The following is a 26,820-nucleotide window of genomic DNA, read 5'->3' on the forward strand; positions in this document are numbered from 1 at the left end:
AGATTCAGGCAACCACGTTATACGTAAAATTGCCGACGGACAAGTAACAACATATGCTGGTATAGGTGGTGCAGGAGGATTTATTGATGGTGATGCTAGTGTTGCGCAATTTAGGTATCCTACAGGTTTGCTTATCCGTAATAATATTATGTACGTAGCCGATACCGAAAATGGTAGCATTCGTGCCATTGCTATGAATGATGACCCTAGTTTACGAACCGTGAGTACCTATGCAGGCAACGGAACTATCAACCTTGTGGATGGTGATAATGCTAGTGCTTCTTTTATAGGACCAAGAGACATAGCTTTCGATTCTACTAACAACCGATTATTAATAACAGATACTAATCCCGCTGGTACTGGTTTTGTTCGTGCTGTAACAAGCACACAAACAACTACATTAACGGTTGATTTACCCGGTTCTCAAGTTTTAAATTACTCAGCAGGAATAGCTGTAGATGAAGTAGCAAACGATGGTAGCTTTTACCTAACCGACAGAAGTAACCATGTTTTATATCATCTTTCAGATGTTGGAGGCGTTTTTGCAGGTTCACTGGTAACGGCAGGTCAATATCAGACTACTGGGAATATTGGTGGCGCACCAGGAGAGTCCCGTTTAAATTTCCCTAATCTTTTACATATTGGTAAATCTTTAAATAGTAATAATCAGATAGAAACACGCCTGTATATTACCAATGTATTAGGGCAAAGTGTTTGGTATATTACTATTCGCGTAGAATAATAAATAATCACTGATTTATAATAGCCCTGCCAAGTTATTTAAGTAAGCTTTTGATTGTGTCAACACCTTGCAGGTTTTTGTATAATTGAGAATAATAAAAATGAGAAATATATATTTTACAAATTATATTACACCTAAACATGTCTTCAGTTTACTGTGCTTAATAGTTGTTTTATTCAGCTTTGGTTGCAGTAAAGGGGATGACCCAATACCCGAAAAAAGTTCTGAAAAGAAAATTACCAGCTTTGTGTTTCTATTGACCAATAACCCAATCGATGTCAATGTGGTTGCAACTATAGATGAAGTAAGTAAAACCATTTCAGCAACCATGCCACGAGGGACTAATATTAAAGGTCTGTTGCCAGAAATAAAAATATCTAAACAAGCGACCATTGATTTTGATACGGCACGGGATTTTACAGATCCGGTAGATTATACGATTACAGCCGAAGATGGTAGTAAGGCCGTATATACGGTGAATATATCTGCACCTTTAAGTCAAAAACAGGTTTTGCAGGCTATTTTAGATGCCAACCCCGGGAATACCTTAGGTTGGGATATGGATAATGCTGTTGATTTAGGTAACCTGGATGGGGTTAGTACAGATAATGGGAGTGTGGTAGAGCTTTATATCCATTCAAAAAATATCAGTGTTTTGCCCAAGGAAATCGGGGAGTTGGTAAGTCTCGATCTTTTGGTAATTAAAGGAAACCAACTTTCTACTTTACCGCCAGAAATAGGAAAGTTGGTTAATTTGAGTAATTTGAACCTTTCTTCCAATCAAATAGCTTCGCTCCCAACAGAAATAGGGCAGTTGGAGAATCTTGAATACTTGAACTTGTTTGGTAACGAACTTACCAATCTTCCTACTGCAATAGGTCGGTTAAAACGTTTGAGTCAATTGGATTTGAGAGAAAATGAACTGGATACAATATTACCTGTACTTGGGCAATTGAATAATCTTGAATTATTATTTGCCGATGGAAATCGACTTATTACATTACCCACGGAAATAGGACAAATGAGCAACATGGTATCAATGAGCTTCGACAGTAATAATATTGTTTCCGTGCCACCCGAAATCGGGCAATTAACAAGCCTTGAATCTTTATCTTTAGAGGATAATACCATACTTGAAATCCCCAAGGAAATGGGGTTGATGACTAATTTAATCTATTTGAATCTATGGAATAATCCATTACGGAATGTACCACAGAGTGTTTGTGATCTACAATCGGGAAATGGGGGTGTTCTATTCTTAAGGACAAATATTGGTGTTGGGTGTAACTAATGCCTTTCCAGGTTTTATGAAATTGCGGACATTTTTAGCTTAGGCGCGAGCAGGTGCGCTGGTCTTCGACTCCCGTAGCTGTAACGCAAAAAACCACCCGAAGGTGGCTTTTGGAGTGGAGCCGGAGGGTCTAGAACCTTGCTCTTTAAACGCCTATGAATAGGGGTTTAAAGAGCTTATAGTTTTTATACTCACCGAATAGGTGACTTTTTAACAACCCGAACAGATTTTTCGCTGTAAATAATTAAAAATTTACGCTAGATGTGCTTCTACCCCAAATAAACTATTGATGCATTTTGGTACTAAAAAATTATAAGAGTTGACAGTAATTGGTTATGATATCTACCATTCACCATCTTTTTATTTTAGAGGAAAATGCAGTAATTAATCAAACTGCACTTAAATAGATTACTCATCTCTGCCCAGTAGAACGTTAGGGTTATAATATTTTGGATTTTTACAAACAGTTTGAGTCCCGTAAAAGGTCAATTAACGAAACTACTAAAAGAGACTATGAACAGGACAGCCTCTAAAAAGGTATTTTATATTTTAGAAATGGTACTGTAATTCGGCCCTATTTTGGCACTTTCCCTATTTCCTAAATCAGTATCACTAGATGGGGGCTTTATAAGGTTATTAGTTTGAAATAGTGCTAATTATACTATCCAGTTGTGGCAATAATGCACTGCAAAAAATAAGTACTCAATACCATGTTTTAAATAAGCTCGTCTTTCTCCAATGACTTTTTCAGCTTAGTTTGATTTTCCCAGAACCTGTCTTTTATTTTTTGCATAATGGCCTCAAAATCGGGATGACTTTTTAAAGGTTTAATCAAAGGTTCATCTTCAATTAATAAAAACCAATACAGATAATTCTCTGTTTCGGAAAATATTCTAAGCTGTTCGATAGCCTCATTGATTTTTCCTTCATAAGCGTATTTCCAAACCAGATTCACACTTCTATAAATGGATTGATCATTTTTACAGTACTCTGAGAAATCGTTAAATAGTTTCTCAGCTTTAGTATCTAAACCCATTTTCTTATAGACCAGTGCAATTTTGACGTTTTCCTGTAGATAAATATCCAGTCCCTTTGCTTCCCTGGTTTCGACAAATTTTTTAAAATAGAAATAGGCACTGTCATAATTTTCCTCGATGTAGTACAACTTCCCTATGTCCTGTAAAATATCGAGCCTAGTCGTATCCTTATTCCATTCCTCAATCAGCAAATTCCTGGTACGCTCAATATTACCATCCTTGGCGAACAGTATAAATGCCTTTAGGTGCGGAGCAAAATAGTTTTCAGCGTTATAATCCAACGACTTATTGATATATTTTAAGGCTTCATCTGCAAATCCTGATGACACTAGCGCATTACTTAGCTGTAAATAAGTATAGCTCTGAGTGAAGGAATCACTCGCTACATTTAGCTGGACCCCTTTTAATGCGTACTCTAGGTACTTGTTGGTATTGGGAACCATGTGAGAATAAAATTCCGCAAGCATTTGCACCGCCAAAGATGAATTAGGGTTGTACTCCAGTGCCTTGTTAAGATGGGGCAAGGCCAATTTGTACTCCTTTGTTTGTATGTAGTAAAATGCCTTGGCGACTAGGCTTTCGGCAGATTTTGAATCATAAAGTAAAGCTTTATCCGCAAAGCTATTAATCTTTTCGGTGTATTGCTTTTCGAGTTGGGACATTTCGAGCAGATAGTATGAAATAGCGATGTTGGCATAGGCCAAGGCAAACTCCGGATCCTGCTCTATAGCTTTTTCAAATAATGAAATGGCCTTTTCCAAACCTTCATTAGTGCGCGAATAATAAGGATCCAATGCTTGTAGGTAGTAGTCATAGGCCAATAGATTGTCAGTTGGTTTTTTTTCAATTTGCTCCAATTCGGCCGGTGTTACGACGGCTGCAATGGCATCCGCGATTTTTTTGGCCACATCGTTTTGTAAAGCAAAGATGTCTACTACTTCCCGATTGTATTGTTCCAACCAAATTGGGGTGTCCGATGAAGCTTCGATCAATTGAATATTGAGTAACACCTGATCACCGATTCGTTGGCCGCTACCTTCTACCAAGTAGTTCACATCAAGTTCTTCGGCAATCTCTGGAATGCCCTTCTCGGTTTTTCTGTACTTCTCTACCGAGGTTCTACTGATGACCCGCAAGTCTTCAATTTTCTGAAGGTTGTTTAATGCAGATTCCATCAACCCGTTTACAAAATAAAGATTGGTGGAATCGCTGCTCTCATTTTTAAAGGGCAATACTGCGATGGATTTTTCAATTTCCAATTGGTGAACCTTATCGTTTTTACTAAAAATTAAAAAGGAAATAACCAGAAGTATAACAGATGTTACAGCAATAAGCGGCAATTTGTATAGCTTCAAATAGTTTGGCTTAACCTGTTCGATTTCTACTTGTACATCACTTTTTCCAACTTCGCCAGGGGAATATCCGTACTGTTCACGAAAGCATTTAATGAAATAGGAAGTGCTTCCAAAACCTACTTGATATGAAATTTCCGAAACCGTTGAAGCATCTTCCTTTAACAGATTCATTGCTTCTTTAAGACGGACTTGACGTATAAACTGGCTTGCAGAAAGCTGTGTCTGTTTCTTGATCTTCCGGAGCAGGTTGGATCGGCTCATGTGCGTAGCTTCCGCAAGTTCGGACACCCCAAATTGATCGTTGGCCAAATTCTCCAGAATTATGGCTTCCGCTTGTTCGATAAAGGTTGGTTTTTTGGGCGATGGATTTGACATGATGTTTTTTGCTGGCTCTAAATTAGGGAAAATCTAGAGAATTATGCGTTAACCCTGCAGTCATTGATTTACCGGATAAAGCATCTTTTGCATCATAAGTTACATCGTTGCGCCATAATTTTCATGGCCTCCTGAAACTTTACATAGTTCTCCGCATAGCTCATACGGGTTGCTTCAAGTTCGATGGCATCTTTGTACCAACAAAAATCATAACAAAACAATTTAAAATAATAATTATGAAAACATCAATCATAAGAACAGCAACGGAATCAAGAACAGGACAGTATTTCTCATCCTTTAGTAGCAGCAAAAGGGCGCAGTGGGCACAATACAGAAACTTCAGCAGATAATCTGAATCAAAAAAAAAGTAAACAATCTATAAAAACAAATAACGCATGAAAACATCAATCATAAGAACAGCAACGGAATCAAGAACAGGACAGTATTTCTCATCCTTTAGTAGCAGCAAAAGGGCGCAGTGGGCACAATACAGAAACTTCAGCAGATAATCTGAATCAAAAAAAAAGTAAACAATCTATAAAAACAAATAACGCATGAAAGCATCAATCACAAGAACCGCAACGGAATCTAGAAGGCTCACCTTTCTTACCCATGTAAAGGATGGCAAGAGAATCCATTGGTCAAATTCCAGACCTTACCTTCATTTAGAAGCCTAGTTTGTTGGTTTGGAAAAAGGGTTAGGCCCTAATCAAAGTCTATTCCTTACCATAACAAAATTATAACAATAATTAAAAATGTAATTATTAAATCGAAGATTCACGAATACCTATTAAAATTAAATAACAAAGACATGAGTAAAACAATCAAAAAACAAGCTAAGTTAAAAGTGGCGTGCGCTGCCTTTACTTTAATATCTGCACTAGCATTTGCACAAAACAATTCTAACACTCTAAACAGCTTTAACCGAGATGGTTTTAAGTTCGAATTTGGTCTAGGTGGTGGTATAATCAGTATAAAAGATAGTGCTGGAACCCAAGGTTTTGATGATACCCAAGGCGGTGGCACTTTTCCTGAATTAAAGTTTGGCTATATGCTAAGCAACCGTTTAGCCGTTACCGTTTCTGCACCTGGAATGATTTACACGCTTAATGATAACGACAGGCACTTTGGAGGCATTATACCTTCTGTTCAGTACTGGGTAAAAGACCGGTGGTGGATACATGGTGGTGCCGGTTTAGCCTTAGATGGCCCTGCCTTATATGATATTGAAGATAAAATAAATGACGATTGGAATACGGGTTTAGCTGTTATGGCGAGCACGGGTTACGAAGTGTACAGAAAAAACAAATTTGCCTTAAACGTCCAATCCAAATTACTCCTGGGTGGTGTAAAGCTAGATAATAATAATGACAGAGAGGTGGTGCAATTTAGTTTAGGAATTGGCTTTAGCTGGTTTTAATCATTTGCACCGCCAAAGGGTATAATACCCCCAAGGCTTGCCTCGAAATTAAAAGTCCGTTTCCTACGAATGCATTGCGGGCTTGCCCCGAGGTCGTTTACTAAAGAAAAAATAATAGCAATAATCAAAAAAAATATAATCATGAAATCAAAGATTCACGAATACCTATTAAAATTAAATAACATAATCATGAATAAACCATTTAGAATTATCACATTAAGAACCTTGGGATACATTTCATTAGGCCTTCTTTTACTTACGACCGCATGTGGTCAAACAAGCAGTAAATCCAAAACCGAAGTAACCACCAGTACCGAAACCAAGTCGGTAGTTGATGCACCAGAAATGGATATTCAAACAGCGATACTATCGGACAATCTTGAAGCTGTTAAACAGCATATTTCGGCAGGAACAGATTTGAACAAAAAAGACCCTATGACCGGGGCCACACCACTAATCACTGCCGCAAGCTTTGGAAAGCATAAAATTGCGCAAGCCCTTATTGATGCCGGTGCGGATTTATCGGCTAAAAATAACGATGGTGCAACAGCTTTGCATACGGCCGCATTCTTTTGTAGAGTCGAAGTCGTACAGACGCTCATTGATGCCAAAGCCGATAAATCCGCTAAAAACAATTTTGGTATGACACCAAGGGAAAGTGTTATGGGGCCATTTGCAGAAATAAAACCTATTTATGAAATGCTTCAGCAACAATTAGGGCCTATAGGTTTACAAATTGAGTTGACGGAAATCGAAAAAACCCGTCCAGTCATAGCACTGATGTTGCAATAATCGATTTAAAATTAAACATGATGAAAACTGAAAGAAGATATGATATTGATTGGTTAAGGGTTATTGCCATTGGCTTGTTGCTCATTTATCACATCGCCATTGTATTTCAACCTTGGGCCATGTTCATTGGCTTTATCAGAAGCGATGAATTTCTAGAAGGTTTATGGAAACCAATGACCATGTTAAACGTCTGGCGGATTCCACTATTGTTCTATGTCTCGGGTATGGGTCTCTATTTTGCCATGCGCAAGAGAAATTGGAAGCAATTGCTTCTGGAACGGACAAAGCGTATTCTTTTACCCTTCGTCTTTGGCTTTGTAGCTATAACCACCTTACACATGTATATTTTTCAGACGTATTATGATATTCCGTTGGGCTATTATCCGCATGTAGGGCATTTATGGTTTCTAGGGAATATTTTTGCATACGTCCTGCTGTTACTGCCCTTATTTTTCTATCTGAAAAAGAACGAGAATGGAAGATTTAAAAACGGCTTGTCCAAATTCATGAGTAATCCTATTGGGCCTTTGTCGATTTCTTTATTTTTTGTATTTGAGGCCTTGCTGGTAAAACCACCATTGTTCGCTTTGTATGCGGAGACATGGCATGGTTTTTTCCTTGGATTGCTCGCTTTCTTTTTCGGTTTTCTTTTTATGTACAGCGGTAAAACCTTCTGGCAGACCGTTTTAAAATGGAGGTATTTATACCTTGGTATAGCAACCGTTCTGTATGGCATTAGATATTTTGAGTTCGCAACTGAGGCTCCCGGTTATCTTACGGCCATAGAAGCCAATTGTTGGATTTTCGGAGTTTTTGGGCTGGGTTATAAATACTTGAACAGACCAAGTAAAATCCTAAGTTACCTAAGCCAGGCAGCATATCCGGTGTACATTATTCATATGTTCGTACTGTATATAGGGGCTATGCTCATATTACCTTTGGAAATGCCCACAGTGCTAAAATTCATTGCTATTACTGCCTTTACCGGTATTGTTTGCTATCTTTTATACGAGTTTGTTCTTCGGAGAGTTGTTTTTTTAAGACCTTTTTTCGGATTAAAATGGACATCAAAAAAAATCGAAAGATCAAAACTTCACTCCCCCGATATAAATTTAGAATAGTATGGTAAGGCTGAAATACTTAATAAGAGAATAACTCTTGAAATCCATAAATTAATATGAAGATCTTTCGAAAAATACGGTTTAAACTATTGGGTGAAAATAAGACTAGACAATATGCACTATATTCCATAGGTGAAATAGTGCTGGTTGTCATCGGAATATTAATTGCCTTACAAATTGACAATTGGAACCAGTCCAGAAAAGATGACAATGCTTTAAAGGAGTATTTAGTAAAAATCAAGTCCCACACTTCGGAAGATCTTCGGCAACTAGAGGAGATAACGCGGGGTAGGGCACAAATAGCCGATTTCTGCAAAAAGGCCCGTACAAGTATCTTAGATAAGACAGAAGATGAGAATTTCCATATCTTTAAGATAAGTGGTCTTGCCTTTGCGGATTTTTATTTTAAACCGAATACAGGCGGATATGAGGCTCTTAAAAATTCCGAATATTTTGGAAAGATTAATAATACCCCGTTGGATTCGCTATTGACCAAATACCATAGTTTAGTAGAAGTCATTGCCGAAAACGAGAAAAGTTATAACGATTATATGGTAGATCAAGAGGCCTATCTTTCTACCCAGTTCGATCTATCGTTAATTTTAGCGTCCGCTGTTATGTCACAAGATGCCTTAAGTATGAGGGCAACGCCACAATCCGAGTACGATGAGGCCTTTAAGCAATATACGGTGTCCGCTCCTTACCGAAATGTTATTAGTTTGGCGGCCTTTCAATTTGATGAAATGATCAATCAGTATAATCAATTAGGAGCTATTGGACAAAGCGTTAGCAATGAAATAAATGCAATGATCACCGTTGATTAAATTTAAAAGACTTCTTTACCAAACTCTAGCACTAAAAAAATGACCAAGAAAAAAACAAAACAAATAACCAAATTCTTTCAGAAAAATATTGCTGGTAAAAAAGTATTATCACTTTTCATAATTACCAATGTAGTATATGTATTCATGCTTACTGTTACTATTCCCAAAACAATGGAATTTTCAAATGGAATGAAATTGCTTGATATGTTACCAATGGGATATGACTTCAATTATGTCGACCAGCTATTCAACACACTCGGAGAAATTGGACGTAAGACTTATTTAAGCAATCAAATACCTGTGGATATGTTTTATCCACTTTTATTTGGAATAAGTTATTGCTTAGTTCTTGCCTATTTTCTTAACAAACTCGACAAACTAAAAACGGTGTTGGCATATCTCTGTCTTTTGCCTTTATTAGCCGGAGCGATGGATTACGCTGAAAATATAGGAATCATTGCTATACTCAACAGCTATCCCGAAATAGACCATAGTACTGTAACAATAACGAGTAGTTTCAGTCTTCTTAAGAGTACGATCACGACACTCTATTTCGTGATTTTAATAATATCGCTGGGAGCACTAGGAATTAGAACTCTGAGAATAGGTAAAAGTACCAAGTCCCATTAGTGGTATGGGCTGTAAAGAATGATAACCAATTCATTGGGCAAAGGATAGCTATTGAACAACTATTTAGCACCATTGGCAGGAAAAACAAAGATGTAAAGACAATCAAATTAGCACTGTAAATAGACGTGTAGTCACCTAATAAACTTATTATGAGTAACGAACCAAAAAATCAGAAAAAAGTCCGGAAAACGATACTGTTGTTTTTGGGTATTTTGACCCTGCTAAGTACTATCTGTTATTACGCAATACTCAAGCTGAACCCTACAAGCATCTATGTCGGGGCTTTAATGATGAGCCCTGCATTATCCGCCTTTATTACATTAAAGCTAATGAAAAGACCGATTTCAAGTCTTTCTTGGGGTCTGAAAAGTTTGAAAAATTTACGCCTATCCTATTTGATTCCGGTAGCCTACATTACGATTTCTTATATATTAATTTGGGTTATCGGTTTTGGAAATGTGATCAATCAGGAAACTATCACCGAGTGGTCGCAAGATTTAGGCATGGAAGGTTTCAGTAGTACTATTATACTATTGACTATGATTGTTCTCTTATGTATTGTTGGTGTTGTAAAGAACATTGGTTCGACATTGGGCGAGGAAATAGGATGGCGGGGATTCTTCATCTACGAACTTCGGAAACTATTTTCCTTTGGCACTGTTTCTATAATTAGTGGCCTAATTTGGGCGATATGGCATTGGCCAATTATCTTTTTGATATACAAGGGAAGTGGAAACATGTTGCTACACATTACAGCTTTTACCGTAATGATAGTTGCAATTTCGGTCATTTTGGCCTACTATACTTTTAAATCCAACAGCTTGTGGCCTGCGGTCCTATTTCATTCCGTACACAATATATTCATACAGAAGATTTTCACGCCGTTGACGATAACAAATGACCGCACTACTTTTTGGATAGATGAATACGGACTCATGCTACCGATTATTACGACGCTATTTGCCATCTATTTTTGGAGAAAGGCGAAAGTTGAGAACCTATAGGTTTTAAAATAATAAAATGAAAAAACAAACAACCGTATTATGGCAAAGAAACAATCAAAACGAATACTCAAAATCATATTAATTATGGCAAGCATCAGCTCACTATTCTTTGTACCATGGACTTTGCTAAGATTACTGTTAACACCATTGCCTGATACGGTTGAAGAACAGGTCAATGATGCTATTGGATACGGATTGGACGGCATGATTGTTTATGTAGAACAAGCTGGCAAGCCACCTCAATTTTATGCCGCTGGTTGGCAGGATCGAAAGAATAAAATTCCTGCCAACCCAAAAGCTTTATTCCGGATTGCCAGCATTAGCAAGTTGTATGTTGCTGTTGCTGTAGCAAAATTAGTTAATGACAATCAGTTGTCTTTAGATAAAACGCTCGCTGATTATATGCCGGAACTGGTGGGACGAATTGAAAATGCCGATAAAATCACCTTGAGAATGATGGTGCAACATCGGTCTGGTATTCCGAACTACACGGACTTTCCAGGTTTTTGGGTAAACGACTATTCGAAAAATACCAAAGAATCGCTCGATTTGGTCCTCGATACTCCTGCCGATTTTAAACCGGATAAAAAATATAGGTACTCAAATACCAATTATCTGTTGATTGGCGAAATCTTGGATAAAACATTGGGATATAGTCATCACCAATTTATTAAAAAAGAAATTTTAATGCCCCTCGGGCTCAACCACACCTACAGTTTGCTAAGTGAAGTGAATTTAGACGATGTAATGAGCGGATATGCCGTGGATTATGAGCCAGACCTAAAGCCCAATGATTTTGTAAGCCCTGCCGGCTCCATGGTGGCTACAGCACAGGATGTGGGTATATTCTTGAGGGCGTTGAACGACGGCTCCTTGCTCAATGATACTGAACAAGCTATCTATTCATCTATTTATATATATGAACATACAGGATTATTACCAGGTTACAGCAGTATTGCCAAGTATCACAAGGATATTGATGCTGTTGTTGTTCAATTTGTAAATACCAGTGGCGGATACTCTTGGAACGTATCAGAAAAAATTAATAATAGAATTGTAAAAATCCTGAAAAGGAGAAAGTAACCAATACCTTAAAATTAATATACTTGATAAAAAAAACAGATAGTATGGAAACAAATGCATCAAACAATACCCCCAAGCTCATGAAAACTAAATCTCATCCTTTTTGGCGCTGGTTCTGGCTCACTTTCCTTGTTGTTTCTCTTTGGTATGCATGGTATTCATTCTATGTACCTTCAAATGATATGGTTTGGAATGATGACATGGTGTCTGCTCAAAAACTTGCTGACAGTTCTGACAAAAATATATTGTTATTTTTTACCGGGGAATGGTGTTCGCCTTGTCGCATTATGAAGCGTGAAATTTTTGGAGACGAAGAAGCCATGAATGCCATTAATGCGAAAGTTATACCCGTAGAGATTAATATTGATGACCCTAATGTTGAAGAACTCGTAAAGCACTATAACATTGGCGCTACCCCAACAACAGTTTTTATTGATCCTGAAGGAAATGTAATTGATTACGTTGTTGGAAAGGTTGGGAAAACAGAATTCCTTGAAATGCTAAAAAATTTGAATTTGCCTTAATTCTAAGTAAGGTAGAAGCGCCTGATATAAAAAACGACATTATACATCTTGTAAATTACAAAAGACTAAAGACATTTCGCTTCCAAAAGCAGCCATAATAAAATTGGGTGATACTTTAGACGAAAGTTATTCAAATATCTTTTGGTTTGATGCTCAGATTATTGAAACGCTTAGACCTCAAAAAAACTAGAATTCATTTAATACAATTAACCTATAAAAATTTATTGATATTTGTTTTATACAGTTTACCAATAGGCACAATATGATCTCCAATGTAAATTCTGTTGCCTTCTACACTACGTATATGCTTTTTTGCAACTGCAAAAGACTTATGAACTTGAAGAAAATCATTGTCTGAAAATAATTGGATCGTATCCGATATTTTTTCTCGGATGCTGATGATGCCATCAGTAGTAATAACTTTGGTATAGTTGCCAGAAGCTTCAATAAATAGTATGGAATCTATAGCTACCTGAACATGACTATTATTTTGCTTTAAAAAAATATGCTTTCCTTCAGGCTTGATATTCTGCTGCCTTCCCATACTTAGTGTACTAATGGTCGAAGACGTTACTTTATTAATAGCACTCAAAAAACGTTCTAAACTAAAAGGTTTTAACAAGTAATCTACAACGTTTAATTCGTAGCCTTCAATTGCGAATTCACTGTAGGCGGTCGTGACAATAACTTTAGGAGGTGATGATAAGGTTCTTAAAAATTCAAATCCTTTTAACTTGGGCATATTTATATCTAAAAAGATTAGGTCAACTTGATGTCTATTCAAATACTCAAGCGCTTCCAAAGCGCTATAACAGTTTTTCTGCAACTTCATATGCGGAAGCATTTCACAATATTCCATGATAATCTTATGGGCTATATGTTCATCATCTATGATTAGATATCTCATTATTTTAATTTTAGAGATAGTTTAACTGTATAACTAGTTGTGTTTACGTCAAAAGAAAGAACATGCTTATTTGGATAAACTAGTTCTAATCTTCTCTTTAAGTTTTTTAAACCAATACCTTCTGTATTGGGTGTTTGTTGTAATTCAAAATTATTTTCAATTATGAAATTTACGTTATTATCCTTTTCGGTTAAGTTAATATGGATATACGCGTCTTTTTCTAAATTTTCCAAGCCATGCTTAAAAGCATTCTCTACTAGAATAATAAATAGTAAAGGCATAATTTTAGCTTGCGGATTCTCAATTTCAGAATTAAATTGAATATCAGACTTTTTATGATAGCGTATTCCTTGAAGTTCAATATAGTTTTTTAAGTAATCTAATTCTTGTTTGAGGCTAACCCAATCTTTTTGGCCCTCATAAATACTATATCGCATCATATCAGAAAGTTTAAGTACCATTTCCCTTTCCTTAGAATCTTTTTCCATTAATCCATACAAATTGTTGAGTGTATTGAAGAAGAAATGTGGGTTTACCTGACTTTTTAAATGCAGTAATTCTGTTTTTTCTTTTTCATTCTTTAATCGAATAATTGATTTGATCTGTTTAAAAACCCAGTGGGCAATTGTAATGATCAAGAGAATAAAGTACAATACAACAAACTCAGCAAACCCTTCTAATTTACCAAAAGTGTCATTAAAGATTACAATGACTGGACCTATAATTATAAGGAATATCTTATAAACCCTGTTTATAATTTTCTTTTTTCTATCTGATATTTTCAACTTCATAGGTCAAGATTAATTAAATAAAATTCCTCCTACAAATTAGTTGACAAACAATAGATACACAGGGATAAACACCTACTTAGTTGGGATAAAGTACGTTTGTACCCTTCTTAAGGTGTTGTATCACGCCTAACATGAGATGTGTCACTTTTTGTTTTTTACAATTAAGGCCCACCATAAGTTTGCCTCAATCAATCGAAAAACGAACAGTATGGAACTTAGAATTGACAATCTATCAAAAACGTATTCAAACGGGATTAAAGCTTTACAAAACATTTCACTAGATATACCAACAGGGATGTTTGGTCTTTTAGGTCCAAATGGTGCAGGCAAGTCTACGTTAATGCGAACTATTGCAACACTGCAAGAAGCCGATGCTGGTTCCATTGTTCTTGGAGACATCGATGTATTGAAACAAAAAAATGAATTGCGGCAGGTATTAGGTTATTTGCCTCAACAATTTGGCTTGTACCCAAAAATATCGGCCGAGGTGTTACTTAATCATTTTGCAGTGCTTAAAGGCATCACTAATAAAAATGAACGCAAAGAATTAGTGAAAGCGCTTTTGTATAAAACCAATTTATATGACGTACGACAACAAAACCTTAAAGGATTTTCTGGTGGGATGAAGCAACGTTTTGGTATTGCACAAGCCTTACTTAACAATCCGAAGTTACTTATTGTAGATGAACCAACAGCAGGATTGGATCCCGTAGAACGCAATCGATTTTACAACGTTCTAAGCGAGCTTGGGGAACATACCGTGGTTATTTTATCCACACACATTGTTGACGATGTCAAAGAACTCTGCACAAATATGGCCATTATTAATCAAGGACAAGTATGCTTAAAAGGGCAGCCGTTGCAAATACTAGAAGGCCTAAAAGATAAAGTCTATAAAAAAACAATCGAGAAATCAGAATTGAACCTATATAAAGAAAATTATCAGGTCATCAGTGAACGATTATTTCTTGGAAAACCAACCATTCATATCGTAAGTGATACAAATCCAGGAGACGGTTTTTCGCTTATTAATGCCGAATTAGAGGACGTCTATTTTTCGGAAATATTCAATACTACTAACCTTAAATCTAATTAGTTATGTGGTATACTATTTTTAAGTTCGAAATACAATACCGAATTAAACGACCAGATACTTATGTGTTCTTCCTTTTTCTATTTCTATTTTCAATTGTTGGTGTTGACTTTATTTTTCAAGGTTCAGAAATGGGTCTTATGAAAAAAAACTCACCCATAGTGATTGCAAAAACAATGGGAGCCATTACCGGTATATTTATGATTTTAGCCTCAATGATAATGGGCGTCTCTGTACTAAGGGATTTTGAATACAATATAGAATCATTGCTATTTTCTGCACCAATCAGCAAAAGAGATTATTTACTAGGTCGATTTTTAGGATCGTTTGCAGTTTTGCTATTTGTATTTGCAGGTATTTTATTTGGCATGATGCTAAGCGAATTTATGCCATGGCATAATCCAGAAGATCTATTAGGGTTTAATGCCATTGTTTATATAAAGACATTTTTAATGGTAACGTTACCAACGTTATTTTTTGGAGCTTCGTTATTTTTTGTTACAGGTGCTTTAAGCAGAAACCTGGTGGTAGTCTATACACAAGGTATTATTTTATTTGTGGTTTTTATGCTAACCAAAGCTATCACTAATGAATTTTGGCAAGCCATTCTAGATCCATTTTCGCTAACAACAACCACTTTTGCGACAAAATCTTGGTCAGCTTTAGAAAAAAGTACCAAAGAGCTCCCTTTTGTCGGAGCCATACTTTATAACAAACTGTTTTGGGTTTCTCTAGGAATACTTGCGCTAATCTATGGGTATAAAAAATTCAATTTTAATGTTGTTAAAGAAAAGCAATCAAAGCGAAAACGAATTCAAAAATTGGCAGCTGAAAGTGCCTATGTAAATACTGATATAGAAATCCCTAAAGTTAAAAAACAATATGGTTTACCATCTAAATGGACACAGTTAAAAGAGTTTTCTTGGTTTTACTTTATCGGTATTTGCAAGCAAGCATCATTTTGGGGAATTGTTATTTGTGGGATGATTATCATTCTTATTAATTCCGTAAACCTTGGAACTGTGTATGGTGTGGATAGCTATCCAGCAACCTATTTTATTGTTGAAGAACTCAAAGAAACATCTATTTATTTCTTCATAATAATTTTAGTGTTTTATTCAGGTGAATTGGTATGGAAAGAGCGAGGTGCTAAATTAGATTTAATCTATGACGCAACACCAATGTCTAGTTTTATAAAACTATTGGGTAAATACATTGGATTAAACGCAGTGTATGTAGTATTAATGCTCGCACTAATTGGTTCAGGAATTCTATTTCAAACATTAAGTGGGTATTACAAATACGAATTCCAAGTCTATTTTTATGGTTTCTTCTTAGAGATTTTACCGTTTTTAGCACTGTATACATGCATTGCATTTTTTATTCAATCTGTTGTAAACCATAAGTTTATAGGCATCATGTTGGTGATTATATATTTTATAGCCAATGTTGCTTTAGGTTTATTCGGGTTTGATCACGATTTATATTTTTTCGGAGGCAGTGCTTTAGGAACGTATTCTGATATTAATGGTTATGGTCATTTTTTAAAACCCTATCTGTTAATTAAATCATATTGGTTTCTCTTCGGAATACTATTACTTATTATTGGATCTTTGGTAAACGTAAGAGGTACTGAAACCAATTTAATGCAACGAGTAAGAGCTAGCAAAAACAGATTGAGCAAGCCGCTTTTTAAAGTTGCTTCTATGGTCTTTTTAGTAATTATATTCATGGGAAGTTTTATCTTTTACAATACGAATATTTTAAACACCTATTGGACCAATACTAAAGCAACTGAATTTAGAGTAGCTTATGAAAAGAAACTCAAACAGTTTGAATATATACCACAGCCCAAAATAGTAGATGTGAATTTAAAAGTGGAATTGTATCCTTCATCAAGAGATTATACTGCGGATGGGTATTATATATTAAAAAACACCAATGCGCAACCCATTAATGAGATTCATATTCAGAAACTAATTGAAGAGAATATTACATTAGATTCTGTCACTTTTGATGGAGGCGCAACAAAAAATAATACATACGCTACCTACGGTTATACCATCTATCAGTTGCATTGCCCTTTGAACCCTGGAGATTCAATTAAAATGAACTTTAAGCAATCATTTACTACGAATGGATTTGAAGCAGGTAATTCAAATGCTAATATTGTTGAGAATGGAACATTCTTTAACAATAAAGACTTTCCAACATTAGGTTACAATAGAAAATATGAGCTAAGTGATAGGGATGAACGTTCAGAATATAATTTATCTGAAAGAACGAATAGAGCTAATAGAAATGACCCTAAAGAATTAATTAATGCAAGATCTGGTAGTGATTCTGACGGTATTCATTTTGAAATGGTCATAGGAACAGAAATTAACCAAACAGCATTGGTTCCTGGGAATTTATTGAGGGAGTGGACAGAAAATAATCGTAATTATTTTCATTATAAAATGGAAATTCCAATGATTGATTTTTACTCAATTGTTTCAGCAAGGTATGACATAAAAAAAGACAATTGGATTTCAAAATCTGATGCTTTTTCGAAACAAGTAGATCTGGAAATTTACTATCATAAAGGTCATGAGTATAACATAGATAGAATGATGACGGCTATGAAAGCCTCATTAGATTACTATAGCACGAGTTTCAGTCCGTATCAATATGAACAGTTACGTATAATGGAGTTTCCGCGTTATGCGCAATTTGCACAATCATTTCCGGGTACTGTTCCATTCTCAGAATCCATAGGTTTTGTTTTAGATATAGATGATGAAACTGATGTAGATATGGCATTTTATGTGACTGCACACGAAATTGCCCACCAATGGTTTGCTATGCAAGTAGAAGCCGCAAATGTAAAAGGGCAATACTTTATTTTGGAAACGCTTTCTCAATATGCAGCCATGATGGTTTTAAAAGCACACTATCCAAAAGTAAAGGTTCAGCAATTTTTAGAGTTGCAATTAGAGAAATACGAAGAAGGCAAACTCAGAGAATCTGGAGCAGAACCAACGCTAGCTTTAGTAGATAATCAAGACTATATTTATTATGCTAAAGGTGCCATTAACATGTATCAATTTCAAAAGGCAATAGGCGAGGAGCAGGTCAATAAAGCTTTAAGACGCTTTTTGGAAGATTGGAATACTACAAACGGTAAGCTAAAAATGAATACCAATCGCTATGCCACCAGTCAAGACTTGTTGGGCTATTTTAGAGCGATTACACCAGATTCGTTACAGTATGTAATAGTTGATTTATTTGAAAGTGTTACGCCTGTAGAATTGTAATTTCTTGCCTTATGGCACTTTATCAGGTTGCGAAATTAAGATTGAACATCTTATAAAATTATAGTTTATTACTAGGTCCATGAATACCAAACTAAATAACTAGCAATGAATATGCTGAAACGGAAGGTCAGAGAAGTACTATTTGTAAAAATAGTAATGACCAGAGTAAACACTAATTTTACGGCCCGAGCCCGATAGCTATCGGGGGAGGTGAGGGAAATAGGTATAGGAGGAAACTTTATTTCTATTTACGCTAAAACCTTCAATCGTGCGTCTATGTATTTTTCCTTTCAGTATTTAAAATCAATGTGTTTCTTTGTATATCGATGAATATCAGTACAAAAACACTCAAAAGTAATAGAACAAACGCCCTTTATTGGAAATGCCAATTATTAGGATGGTGTACGGTTTCTATTTATTGGGCATACACGGTTTATACCAGGGATAACTATGGGGTGTATTACACTTTCTGTAATTATGTTTTGGATGTTGCCATCGGAATTTTCCTTACCCACATGTACAGAACATATGCTTTAAAGGAAAATTGGAGTCAATTACCCATTAAAAAGCTGCTTGTTCGCGTAATTCCCAGTATACTTTTATTGGCTTTTTTATATGTGCTTTTAAACAATTTGAAGTGGTATGGTTACTGGACCTTCATCGCAGAAGAAGATAAGGATATATGGGTGTCGCTTCTTTATTGGGACCCCATATTACTTACCGGTTTACGGTTAATGTCTATCTGGATTTTAGCGTATCATCTGTATCATTATTATCAAAAAGAAGTTGTAACGGCAAGAGAATATGCTCAACTTTCCTTAGTGGCGAAACAAGCACAATTAGATAATTTATCGGCTCAACTAAACCCACATTTTTTATTTAATTCCTTGAATTCCATAAAGTCCTTAATTGTTGAGAACCCTAATGTAGCCAGACGTGGGATAGACTTATTATCCGACTTATTACGTTCCTCTTTATATGAAAAAGATAAGGACCTAATTTCAGTAAAAAACGAAATAGCTTTAGTAAATGATTACATAGAGTTGGAAAAACTTCGTTTTGAAGAACGATTGGAAATAGACATTACTCTTGATAAGACGTTAGCCCATTTTAAAATTCCAACCTTGAGCATCCAGTTATTGGTTGAAAATGCCATTAAACACGGAATTGACAAAGTTATTGAAGGTGGGCAAATAACTTTGAAAATTGGTAAGGACGGAGATCAAGTCTATATACAAGTTCAAAATCCAGGAAAATTAACTGATACTAAACCTGCAAAAGGTTTAGGTTTAATGAACTTAAAGAAACGCCTGGAGCTTCAATATAATAAAGAGGCTTCTATTACTTTAGAAGAAATAGCTAATAATATAGTACAAGCGACTATACTAGTACCCTATAAAACAGATGAAAACATATAAAGCGGTTATTATCGATGATGAACGTTTAGCGCGAGAAGAGGTAAAACGTGCTTTAAAAAAATATCCGGAATTTATCGTTGTTGGAGAGGCAAACAATGTGGATGCGGCCATAAAATTGATTGCGAATGAAGATCCAGACCTATTGTTTTTGGACATACACATGCCTGAAAAGTCAGGATTTGATTTATTAGAAGAATTAACCACCGTTCCAGAAGTTGTTTTTACAACTGCGTATGACCAATACGCTGTAAAAGCTTTTGAGTTGAATGCATTAGATTATTTGGTTAAACCTTTACGGGAAGAACGTTTTGCAAAAACCATAGAAAAAGTAAAGCAGGAGTTGGTAGAGAAGGCAAAGGTGCCACAAGATGTTTTGCCCATGCATAAAAAGATTTTTATTAAAGACGGCGAATCTTGTTACTTTATTCCAATTTCTGATATCTACTATATTGAATCGATGGATAATTATGCGCGCCTATACTTTGGTGGTAAAAAGGCTATGATCAAACGTTCATTAAATCTACTTGAAAAAAAGTTAGATACCACCGTGTTTTTTAGAGCCAATAGGGGTCAAATTATCAACACACATTTTATTAAAGAAATTCACCCGCATTTTAATAATAAGCTACACATCATCTTGATTTCTGGTGAAAAGATTGAAGTTTCAAGCCGACAGTCTGTTAAGTTTAAAAACTGGAATAGCTTATAATTGATTGGTTTGTAAATTAATTTTACGCTTATTTTCTTTTATTCACGTTCCTGTACTTTCCCTTTACACATTTATATATTCATCATTTCTTTGCTTCATAGATAAAATTTTAATTAAAAAAATAGAACGATGTGTAACTTCAAAAATAAGTATCACCTACCTGTAATTCTAATTGTTTTGATCATTATGGGACTATATTCATGCACCAATGACACCTTAAAAATCGCTGCGCAACCTACTTTATCCGATTATTCCGTTGGAGAAAAATGGATCTGGAAGTATAAAGGTGTTACCACCGAAGGCGAGGTACGTTCAGAGGGAGAAGATACAAGAGAAGTAGTTATTGCAGATGGTGTTTTGGGGATGACAATGGGTAATGATACGATTCCAATAACAGACATTGTAAAACCGGAAGAAAGCGAAACGCCAAGATATGACTGGCCTTTGGAAGTGGGTAAAAAGTGGAAATATGAAAAAAATTGGACAAGTCAAGATGGTACCACAGGAAAGCAAAGTCAAGATGTCGAGGTTTTATCCTTTAAAGAAGAAACGGTAGAAGCAGGAACGTTCATGGCCTATACGATTCAATACAAAGGTGTAATAACAAATTCGAGAGGGTATAATGCCAAAACGGATGAAGTTTGGTTGTATGCTCCAGCTGTAAAAAATTTCATAAAACTTACCCAAACTCAAGATGACTTTTTATACGAAGAGGAGTTAAAGCAGTATTCAAACTAAAATGAAAATCGAGCATTTTCCCACTGCACTTTAAAAAAGGAAACAATGAAAAAAACATTCTTGATAGTATTTCTAATTCTAATTCATCTTACTTCTTTTGGACAAGAATTTAACTTTAAAAAAGTACAAGCGTCCAATGCAAAGGCCCTTGCAAATCAAATGCAAGCCTTAGCGGCATCTTATCCGCTAAAGGAGTTATCAGGTTTGGACTTGATCAAGGTTCAGATCGTAAGTGGAAAATATGACGATGCCATAGCAACTATCGAGAAAGAAATTAAGGACAAGCCAAAAACGGAACAGATATATATAAATTTATATCACCAGTATGCTAAAGCAAAACTCACACCTAACTTTCCTGTGGCCTTTAAAGAATTATATAAATCCTATGTGACAAAGGCCGATGATTTTCAGGTACTGAATTTAGATGACACATTAATTGCCAGAGATGGTACAGACTATTTTATTTCTGATTTTGAACGTACGTATGAGAATATAACTGCTGAAACGATTTCGAATGAAACTGCACAAAACTTAATCCACAAATATTTCTTAAAAAAGGTTTATGAATCCACCAGAGATTTGTTTTTTCAAGCAATACAGCAAGACCATAAACGCAGATATATTATAAATGATAGCATAATAGTGCCAATGAAAGATGGTGCAGAAGTTTCCGTAGTAGTGGTTGAAAGAAAAGAGACTATCAAAGCTAAGAAACCTGCCATCTTAATTGCTTCTATTTACGCAGGTACCAATGAGACTGGGGCTATGTTATCAGCCTCAAAAGGCTATGTTGGAGTGATAGCCAATACAAGGGGAAAACGATTGAGCAGAGGTGAGATAAAGCCTCTTGAATATGAAAATATGGATGTTTATGAAGTGATTGATTGGATTAGCAAGCAGCCTTGGTCCAATCAAAAAGTAGGTATGTACGGTGGTAGTTATAACGGATTTACCCAATGGGCATCCATGAAACATAAAGTGCATCCAGCTTTAAAAACCATTGTTCCCATGGTAGCCATTGCACCCGGAATTGATTATCCAATGGAAAATAATGTCCTGCATAATTATTCCTACTCTTGGAATTTTTATGTGACCAATAATAAGTTCCTGGATTTTAAAGCTTCACAAGATTTTAATCGTTGGAATACCTTAAAAAACACATGGTATACCTCTGGGGTTGCCTTTAATAAATTGGATAGCTTGGATGGACATGTAAATAAATTATGGAATACCTATATGGAGCATCCCAGTTATGATAATTTCTGGAAAAAAATGATTCCTTACAAACAGGAATTTGTAAAAATCAACATTCCAATTCTGACCATAACAGGCTATTATGACGATTCTCAAAGAGGAGCCCTATATTATTTTGACCAGCATAATAAGTATGTAAAAAATCCAAATCACTATGTATTGGTAGGACCTTATGATCATTGGACGGCGCAAACCCAACCTCAGGAGTTCTTAAGAGATTATAAATTAGATAAAACCGCCCTAATTGACATTAGGTATGACCTGGTATATCAATGGTTCGATTATATCTTAAAAGGTAAAGAAAAACCAAGCATTTTAAAAGATAAAGTCAACTTTCAGGTAATGGATACCAATACCTGGATGCATAAACCGAGTTTAAGTGCCATGACCAACGATACGTTGACTTTTTATTTAAGTGATGATAAAACGGATGATTTTTATGCGCTTAAATCGAAATCGGATGCTTCTAAAATTGACTTAACCGTTGATTTTAAAGATAGGGAAAGCATGAATAACACAGGGTATTATCCTTGGCCTTTAGAAAAGGAAAACATCAATATAAAGGATGGATTGTTATTTAAATCGGAACCCTTAAAGGAGGATGTGATTATCAATGGATCCTTTCTCGGGAATCTAGAATTTACTATCAATAAAAAAGATGTTGATTATTCCGTTATCCTATATCAATTAACTCCAGAAGGTAATTATTTTCATTTAAGCTATTATATAGGCAGAGCGAGCTATTCCAAAGATCGAGAACAAAGAAATTTATTGACACCGAATCAAAAAACGCAAGTGTCTTTCGACAATTCGAAACTAATCAGTAAAAAATTAGAAAAAGGAAGTAGGATGGTAGTTGTGGTAAACCTCAATAAAAACAATAATGCACAACTTAATTATGGAACAGGTAGGGATGTGAATGAAGAAAATATTAAAGATGCAAAAGTCCCGTTAAAAATTATGTTTTCAGGTAATAGTAGTATTTCCTTACCGGTTTGGTATTCCCTGAAGGAATAATCAAATTTTGATTAGTATTTCATAGGCAAAAAAAGCCTGTTCAATTCTCCTTTTGGCTGTTTTTTTCCATGGACAGCACCTATTGATTGAGCTAAAATAACGATACGTTGAGTTCCATTGTAAAAATATTTGAGAAAAGGAGCCCCATAGATTAATTTAATGGATTTGGTATCATCTCACAAATAGTTATGGAATCGAGTGAAGTCCATAACCTTTACTTTCTGTTTTTCGGTATCTAGGTTGAAAGCCCTGAACAAGTTATTTTGTAAAGGTGTATCGTACATATGCATAGAAGTCAATATGGAATCGATATAGATTACTTGCTTCTCAAACATTTCAAATTTTCATGATAAAGTATGGTACTATAACATACGGGTATTGAAACAAAATGTTTTCGTAAATTTAATTTCTAGTTATGAATTCAATTAATAAAAAATCCATAGCAGTTTTACCTTTCGTCAATATGAGTAATGATATTGAAAACGAATACTTCTGTGATGGATTAACTGAAGAAATCATTAACGCTTTAGCAAAAATCAAACAACTTTCCGTTACTTCACGTACATCTTCATTTTATTTTAAAAACAAGTCAGTAACAGCAAAGGAAATAAGAGAAAAATTGAAGGTAGCTACCTTTATTGAAGGTAGTGTAAGAACATCAAAAAAGAAAATGCGCATTACAGTACAAATGATTGACACTGTGGATGACTTTCATTTCTGGTCAGAAACCTTTGATAGAAACCCAGAAAACATTTTTGAAATTCAAGATGAAATTAGTCTGTTTATTGCTGAAAAATTACGAGAACATGTAGGCCATATACAGATACAAGATAGGTTAGTAGTACCTATTGATGTGCCTGTAGCCATTTATAGAGAATACCTGAAAGGGAGGTATTACATCATGAAGTTGGATTATAACAACTCTATAAAGGGTATCAATATCTTAAAAGAAGTCATACATAAATCCCCTAATTTTTCAAGCCCTTATCTAGATATTAATTTAGCTTATGTTAATATCGGAACCATGGGGCTTTTACCTGCATTTGAAGCCTACGAAAAAGCCCAGTCTTATTTATTAAGGGCTTTAGAGTTAGACCCAAACTCATCAAGGTCACAATTGAATTTGGCTTGGATAGAATGCTGGCAAAACTGGAATCTTAAGAAAGCTTACGAACATGCCAATAAGGCTTTGGAGATGCAACAAGCAGACGATATTTACTTAACCATTTCTAATTTTTTGACCGTAGAAGGAAAATTAGATGCGGCACTGAATTATCTTGACAAAGCCTTACAATTAGATCCTTATGCCGCTATAAATCATCATTACAAGGGTTTTTTATACTACTTGAAAGAAGATTATAAAACTGCGATACCTTATCTAAAAAAGGCATTAGATTTAGACCCTAAGTTACCCTTTCCACCAATTTATATAGGGATTTGTTTATTAATGTCAGGCAAACCAAATGAAGCTTTAACATATTTCGGTTCACTTGAAGGCGTTTCTGTGAAAGACCTCACCAAATTAGGAGGTGAAACCATGTGTTATGCAAAACTCAATGAAACGGAAAAGTGTAATGATGGATTAAAAGAATTAGAGACGTATTTAAATACTGATCTTGTAGATAAGGCATTTACGTTTTTGATATTAGTAAATGCCTTGTTAGGTAATAACGAAAAGGTAATTGATTTAATAACTCAAGCATACAATAATCGTTTGCCCGTAATTTTATTACTTAATCCATCACCAATTCTTAAACCTGTTAAAAATCACAAAAGGTTTAAAGACATCATGCTAAAAGCCATTCCAGATAATTTAAATTATAAACAGAAAAAGAAGTATAAACAGGCTTTACTAGATTCCAACGAAATCAAAAAGTACAGCAAAGAACTAGAGCAAATAATGATAGACTACAAACTGTATTTAAATCCAGACCTATCCTTAAAAGATTTAGCTTCTTACTTGGAACTTCCTGCTAATTATGTCTCGCAATTATTAAACTTGGGGTTTCAAAAAAACTTTTCGGAATATGTTAATACCTATAGAATTAACGAATTTAAAGAGCGGGTTCTTCTAGAGGAAAACAAGGGCTTAACCTTAATGGCTGTAGCTTATGATAGTGGTTTTAACTCTAAAACAGTCTTCAATACCTTTTTTAAAAAAATAGAGGGGATAACACCAAATACTTACCTTAAGAGTAATAGTTAGTTCTGATTTAAAAAATAGAACCTTCCTTTTATAAGCTACAATTAGTTTTGCTTCATCAAATTAGTAACAGTAAGAGATTACTTGATTTATTCTTTGGCAATATTTTAAAATGCGTCATAATTTATAGTGCTGCGTCATAATTTTCAATCTATCATCAAACTTTTTATATAAGGCTACATAAGTGTTTAGAGGCATATTACTTCTTGATCCATCTTTGTAGAAACGAAAATCAAGTTTTTAATTATTATGAATTTAATCATTTATGTGTTTGATGAACTAAGGAAAAATAAGTACTGACAAATGATTATGAGGTACAAATTCTGTTTGTAACTTATAAGAGGTAGTTTATCATTAATAAACATTCGAATATCACATGAAGTTTAATTGATTAAAGACCTCTTTTAAGTTTACCCTAATCAAAAAAACAAACAATCAAAAAGTGAACAATTATGAATTCAATTAAAAGTAAAAAAGGAATTAGACTTGCAGTAGGCATATTTTCAGGGGTATTAGTAGGCTTATTAACCTCAAATATAGCTTTGTGGCTTCCCATTGGAATTGCCATTGGTGCCGCGTTAGAATACTCAAAAAAATCTTAATGTAACAACTGAGAGTTCAAAATAAATCATCAATCAAAAAACGAACAATTATGAAATCAATTAAAATGAAAACAATCAAAAAACAAATGGTATCAAGAATGGCTTGCGTAGCCTTTGCATTAGTATCAAGTATAACCTATGCACAAAACGCAGATGCTGAAACAACACAAAGGGATGGTTTCATCTTCGAAGCTGTTGTAGGTGGTGGCATTATCAGTATAGAAGATAGTGCTGGTAATCAAACGTTTGACAATGCGCAAGGAACCTTCGTGTTTCCAGATTTAAAATTGGGCTATATGTTGAATGAAAATCTTGCCATTACTGCCGTAATGCCAGGAAATATTTATGAATTTCAAGACAATGACAGGAACTTTGGAGGTTTTATTCCATCTGTACAATATTGGGTAAAAGATTGTTGGTGGATACATGGAGGAATTGGTCTAGCAATAGATTCGCCAGCACTATATGATATTAAAGATAATGTAAATGACGACTGGAACTTTGGCGTCGCTGTTATGGCAAGTACAGGTTATGAGATTTTACAAAAAGAAAAATTTTGCACTCAATGTGCAGTCTAAATTAGTTTTGGGCAAT

General features: G+C 35.1%; 23 protein-coding genes. 20 read left to right on the plus strand and 3 right to left on the minus strand.

Translation table 11 applies throughout. The features are described 5' to 3' along the window. A partial coding sequence (locus tag GJ691_RS19550) for an NHL repeat-containing protein (protein WP_218944444.1) occupies positions 1-742 on the plus strand: 742 nt, incomplete at its 5' end. A gap of 100 nt (positions 743-842) precedes the next feature. Beyond that, positions 843-2,033: a leucine-rich repeat domain-containing protein gene (locus GJ691_RS12250; protein ID WP_154367294.1), complete on the plus strand. Its 1,191-nt coding sequence runs from the start codon at positions 843-845 to the stop codon at positions 2,031-2,033. 715 nt (positions 2,034-2,748) lie between these two features. Here the strand turns inward: GJ691_RS12250 and GJ691_RS12255 are convergent. After that, positions 2,749-4,800 carry a helix-turn-helix domain-containing protein gene (locus tag GJ691_RS12255; RefSeq protein ID WP_154367296.1) on the minus strand — a complete coding sequence of 684 codons (2,052 nt, stop codon included), beginning with the start codon at positions 4,798-4,800 and terminating at the stop codon, positions 2,749-2,751. Between the two features lie 554 nt (positions 4,801-5,354). Between GJ691_RS12255 and GJ691_RS19830 the strand changes: the two genes are divergently transcribed. From GJ691_RS19830 to GJ691_RS12295, 9 genes are all read left to right on the plus strand, one after another. Beyond that, on the plus strand, positions 5,355-5,477 hold the full coding sequence (locus GJ691_RS19830) for a hypothetical protein (RefSeq protein ID WP_281351239.1): 123 nt from the start codon (positions 5,355-5,357) through the stop codon (positions 5,475-5,477). A gap of 134 nt (positions 5,478-5,611) precedes the next feature. Beyond that, positions 5,612-6,220 carry a hypothetical protein gene (locus GJ691_RS12260; RefSeq protein WP_154367298.1) on the plus strand — a complete coding sequence of 203 codons (609 nt, stop codon included), beginning with the start codon at positions 5,612-5,614 and terminating at the stop codon, positions 6,218-6,220. Between the two features lie 189 nt (positions 6,221-6,409). Further along, positions 6,410-7,012 (plus strand): ankyrin repeat domain-containing protein, encoded by a 603-nt coding sequence (locus GJ691_RS12265; RefSeq protein ID WP_154367300.1) that lies wholly within the window; start codon positions 6,410-6,412, stop codon positions 7,010-7,012. Positions 7,013-7,032: 20 nt separating this feature from the next. Next, positions 7,033-8,133, plus strand: a complete 1,101-nt coding sequence (locus GJ691_RS12270; RefSeq protein WP_154367755.1) for an acyltransferase family protein — start codon at positions 7,033-7,035, stop codon at positions 8,131-8,133. A 56-nt stretch (positions 8,134-8,189) separates the two neighbouring features. Beyond that, complete coding sequence (locus tag GJ691_RS12275; RefSeq protein ID WP_154367302.1) at positions 8,190-8,957, plus strand: DUF6090 family protein; 768 nt, start codon at positions 8,190-8,192, stop codon at positions 8,955-8,957. 39 nt (positions 8,958-8,996) lie between these two features. After that, complete coding sequence (locus GJ691_RS12280) at positions 8,997-9,587, plus strand: hypothetical protein (RefSeq protein WP_154367304.1); 591 nt, start codon at positions 8,997-8,999, stop codon at positions 9,585-9,587. 149 nt (positions 9,588-9,736) lie between these two features. Then, complete coding sequence (locus GJ691_RS12285; RefSeq protein ID WP_154367306.1) at positions 9,737-10,591, plus strand: CPBP family intramembrane glutamic endopeptidase; 855 nt, start codon at positions 9,737-9,739, stop codon at positions 10,589-10,591. A gap of 39 nt (positions 10,592-10,630) precedes the next feature. Then, positions 10,631-11,674 (plus strand): serine hydrolase domain-containing protein, encoded by a 1,044-nt coding sequence (locus GJ691_RS12290; RefSeq protein ID WP_154367308.1) that lies wholly within the window; start codon positions 10,631-10,633, stop codon positions 11,672-11,674. A 44-nt stretch (positions 11,675-11,718) separates the two neighbouring features. Then, positions 11,719-12,198 carry a thioredoxin family protein gene (locus tag GJ691_RS12295; RefSeq protein WP_154367310.1) on the plus strand — a complete coding sequence of 160 codons (480 nt, stop codon included), beginning with the start codon at positions 11,719-11,721 and terminating at the stop codon, positions 12,196-12,198. 211 nt (positions 12,199-12,409) lie between these two features. Here GJ691_RS12295 and GJ691_RS12300 read toward each other — a convergent pair whose 3' ends face one another. Both GJ691_RS12300 and GJ691_RS12305 read right to left on the minus strand, forming a co-directional pair. Next, complete coding sequence (locus GJ691_RS12300) at positions 12,410-13,105, minus strand: LytR/AlgR family response regulator transcription factor (protein WP_154367312.1); 696 nt, start codon at positions 13,103-13,105, stop codon at positions 12,410-12,412. Beyond that, positions 13,105-13,896, minus strand: a complete 792-nt coding sequence (locus GJ691_RS12305; protein ID WP_154367314.1) for a sensor histidine kinase — start codon at positions 13,894-13,896, stop codon at positions 13,105-13,107. The genes GJ691_RS12300 and GJ691_RS12305 overlap by 1 nt, the downstream gene beginning before the upstream one ends. A gap of 208 nt (positions 13,897-14,104) precedes the next feature. Between GJ691_RS12305 and GJ691_RS12310 the strand changes: the two genes are divergently transcribed. From GJ691_RS12310 to GJ691_RS12345, 9 genes are all read left to right on the plus strand, one after another. Beyond that, entirely contained in the window at positions 14,105-14,992 is an 888-nt protein-coding gene (locus GJ691_RS12310; RefSeq protein ID WP_154367316.1) for an ABC transporter ATP-binding protein, read from the plus strand. 137 nt (positions 14,993-15,129) lie between these two features. Beyond that, entirely contained in the window at positions 15,130-18,285 is a 3,156-nt protein-coding gene (locus GJ691_RS12315) for an ABC transporter permease/M1 family aminopeptidase (protein WP_246200173.1), read from the plus strand. A 515-nt stretch (positions 18,286-18,800) separates the two neighbouring features. Continuing rightward, positions 18,801-19,703 carry a sensor histidine kinase gene (locus GJ691_RS12320; protein ID WP_246200174.1) on the plus strand — a complete coding sequence of 301 codons (903 nt, stop codon included), beginning with the start codon at positions 18,801-18,803 and terminating at the stop codon, positions 19,701-19,703. Then, a complete protein-coding gene (locus GJ691_RS12325) occupies positions 19,690-20,412 on the plus strand; it encodes a LytR/AlgR family response regulator transcription factor (RefSeq protein WP_154367321.1) in 723 nt (240 codons plus the stop codon). Before GJ691_RS12320 ends, GJ691_RS12325 begins: the two co-directional genes overlap by 14 nt. Before the next feature lie 129 nt (positions 20,413-20,541). Further along, positions 20,542-21,150, plus strand: coding sequence for a hypothetical protein (locus GJ691_RS12330; RefSeq protein WP_154367323.1), 609 nt, complete (start codon positions 20,542-20,544; stop codon positions 21,148-21,150). Between the two features lie 45 nt (positions 21,151-21,195). Next, positions 21,196-23,421 carry a CocE/NonD family hydrolase gene (locus GJ691_RS12335; RefSeq protein WP_218944445.1) on the plus strand — a complete coding sequence of 742 codons (2,226 nt, stop codon included), beginning with the start codon at positions 21,196-21,198 and terminating at the stop codon, positions 23,419-23,421. 415 nt (positions 23,422-23,836) lie between these two features. Then, complete coding sequence (locus GJ691_RS12340; RefSeq protein ID WP_154367325.1) at positions 23,837-25,627, plus strand: helix-turn-helix domain-containing protein; 1,791 nt, start codon at positions 23,837-23,839, stop codon at positions 25,625-25,627. A gap of 449 nt (positions 25,628-26,076) precedes the next feature. Continuing rightward, the gene (locus GJ691_RS19555) at positions 26,077-26,226 is read left to right on the plus strand and encodes a glycine zipper domain-containing protein (RefSeq protein WP_179213230.1); all 150 of its coding nucleotides are present in this window, start codon (positions 26,077-26,079) and stop codon (positions 26,224-26,226) included. A 50-nt stretch (positions 26,227-26,276) separates the two neighbouring features. Beyond that, on the plus strand, positions 26,277-26,804 hold the full coding sequence (locus GJ691_RS12345) for a hypothetical protein (protein WP_246200175.1): 528 nt from the start codon (positions 26,277-26,279) through the stop codon (positions 26,802-26,804). Positions 26,805-26,820: the final 16 nt, after the last annotated feature.

The sequence above is a fragment of the Maribacter luteus genome (genome assembly GCF_009674825.1).
In the GTDB taxonomy this organism is placed as follows: domain Bacteria; phylum Bacteroidota; class Bacteroidia; order Flavobacteriales; family Flavobacteriaceae; genus Maribacter_A; species Maribacter_A luteus.

Coding starts and splice junctions, on each gene's coding strand:
- GJ691_RS12250 (WP_154367294.1), top strand. CDS start 843: ATGAGAAATATATATTTTACAAATTATATTACACCTAAACATGTCTTC.
- GJ691_RS12255 (WP_154367296.1), bottom strand. CDS start 4,800: ATGTCAAATCCATCGCCCAAAAAACCAACCTTTATCGAACAAGCGGAA.
- GJ691_RS19830 (WP_281351239.1), top strand. CDS start 5,355: ATGAAAGCATCAATCACAAGAACCGCAACGGAATCTAGAAGGCTCACC.
- GJ691_RS12260 (WP_154367298.1), top strand. CDS start 5,612: ATGAGTAAAACAATCAAAAAACAAGCTAAGTTAAAAGTGGCGTGCGCT.
- GJ691_RS12265 (WP_154367300.1), top strand. CDS start 6,410: ATGAATAAACCATTTAGAATTATCACATTAAGAACCTTGGGATACATT.
- GJ691_RS12270 (WP_154367755.1), top strand. CDS start 7,033: ATGAAAACTGAAAGAAGATATGATATTGATTGGTTAAGGGTTATTGCC.
- GJ691_RS12275 (WP_154367302.1), top strand. CDS start 8,190: ATGAAGATCTTTCGAAAAATACGGTTTAAACTATTGGGTGAAAATAAG.
- GJ691_RS12280 (WP_154367304.1), top strand. CDS start 8,997: ATGACCAAGAAAAAAACAAAACAAATAACCAAATTCTTTCAGAAAAAT.
- GJ691_RS12285 (WP_154367306.1), top strand. CDS start 9,737: ATGAGTAACGAACCAAAAAATCAGAAAAAAGTCCGGAAAACGATACTG.
- GJ691_RS12290 (WP_154367308.1), top strand. CDS start 10,631: ATGGCAAAGAAACAATCAAAACGAATACTCAAAATCATATTAATTATG.
- GJ691_RS12295 (WP_154367310.1), top strand. CDS start 11,719: ATGGAAACAAATGCATCAAACAATACCCCCAAGCTCATGAAAACTAAA.
- GJ691_RS12300 (WP_154367312.1), bottom strand. CDS start 13,105: ATGAGATATCTAATCATAGATGATGAACATATAGCCCATAAGATTATC.
- GJ691_RS12305 (WP_154367314.1), bottom strand. CDS start 13,896: ATGAAGTTGAAAATATCAGATAGAAAAAAGAAAATTATAAACAGGGTT.
- GJ691_RS12310 (WP_154367316.1), top strand. CDS start 14,105: ATGGAACTTAGAATTGACAATCTATCAAAAACGTATTCAAACGGGATT.
- GJ691_RS12315 (WP_246200173.1), top strand. CDS start 15,130: ATGAAAAAAAACTCACCCATAGTGATTGCAAAAACAATGGGAGCCATT.
- GJ691_RS12320 (WP_246200174.1), top strand. CDS start 18,801: ATGTACAGAACATATGCTTTAAAGGAAAATTGGAGTCAATTACCCATT.
- GJ691_RS12325 (WP_154367321.1), top strand. CDS start 19,690: ATGAAAACATATAAAGCGGTTATTATCGATGATGAACGTTTAGCGCGA.
- GJ691_RS12330 (WP_154367323.1), top strand. CDS start 20,542: ATGTGTAACTTCAAAAATAAGTATCACCTACCTGTAATTCTAATTGTT.
- GJ691_RS12335 (WP_218944445.1), top strand. CDS start 21,196: ATGAAAAAAACATTCTTGATAGTATTTCTAATTCTAATTCATCTTACT.
- GJ691_RS12340 (WP_154367325.1), top strand. CDS start 23,837: ATGAATTCAATTAATAAAAAATCCATAGCAGTTTTACCTTTCGTCAAT.
- GJ691_RS19555 (WP_179213230.1), top strand. CDS start 26,077: ATGAATTCAATTAAAAGTAAAAAAGGAATTAGACTTGCAGTAGGCATA.
- GJ691_RS12345 (WP_246200175.1), top strand. CDS start 26,277: ATGAAATCAATTAAAATGAAAACAATCAAAAAACAAATGGTATCAAGA.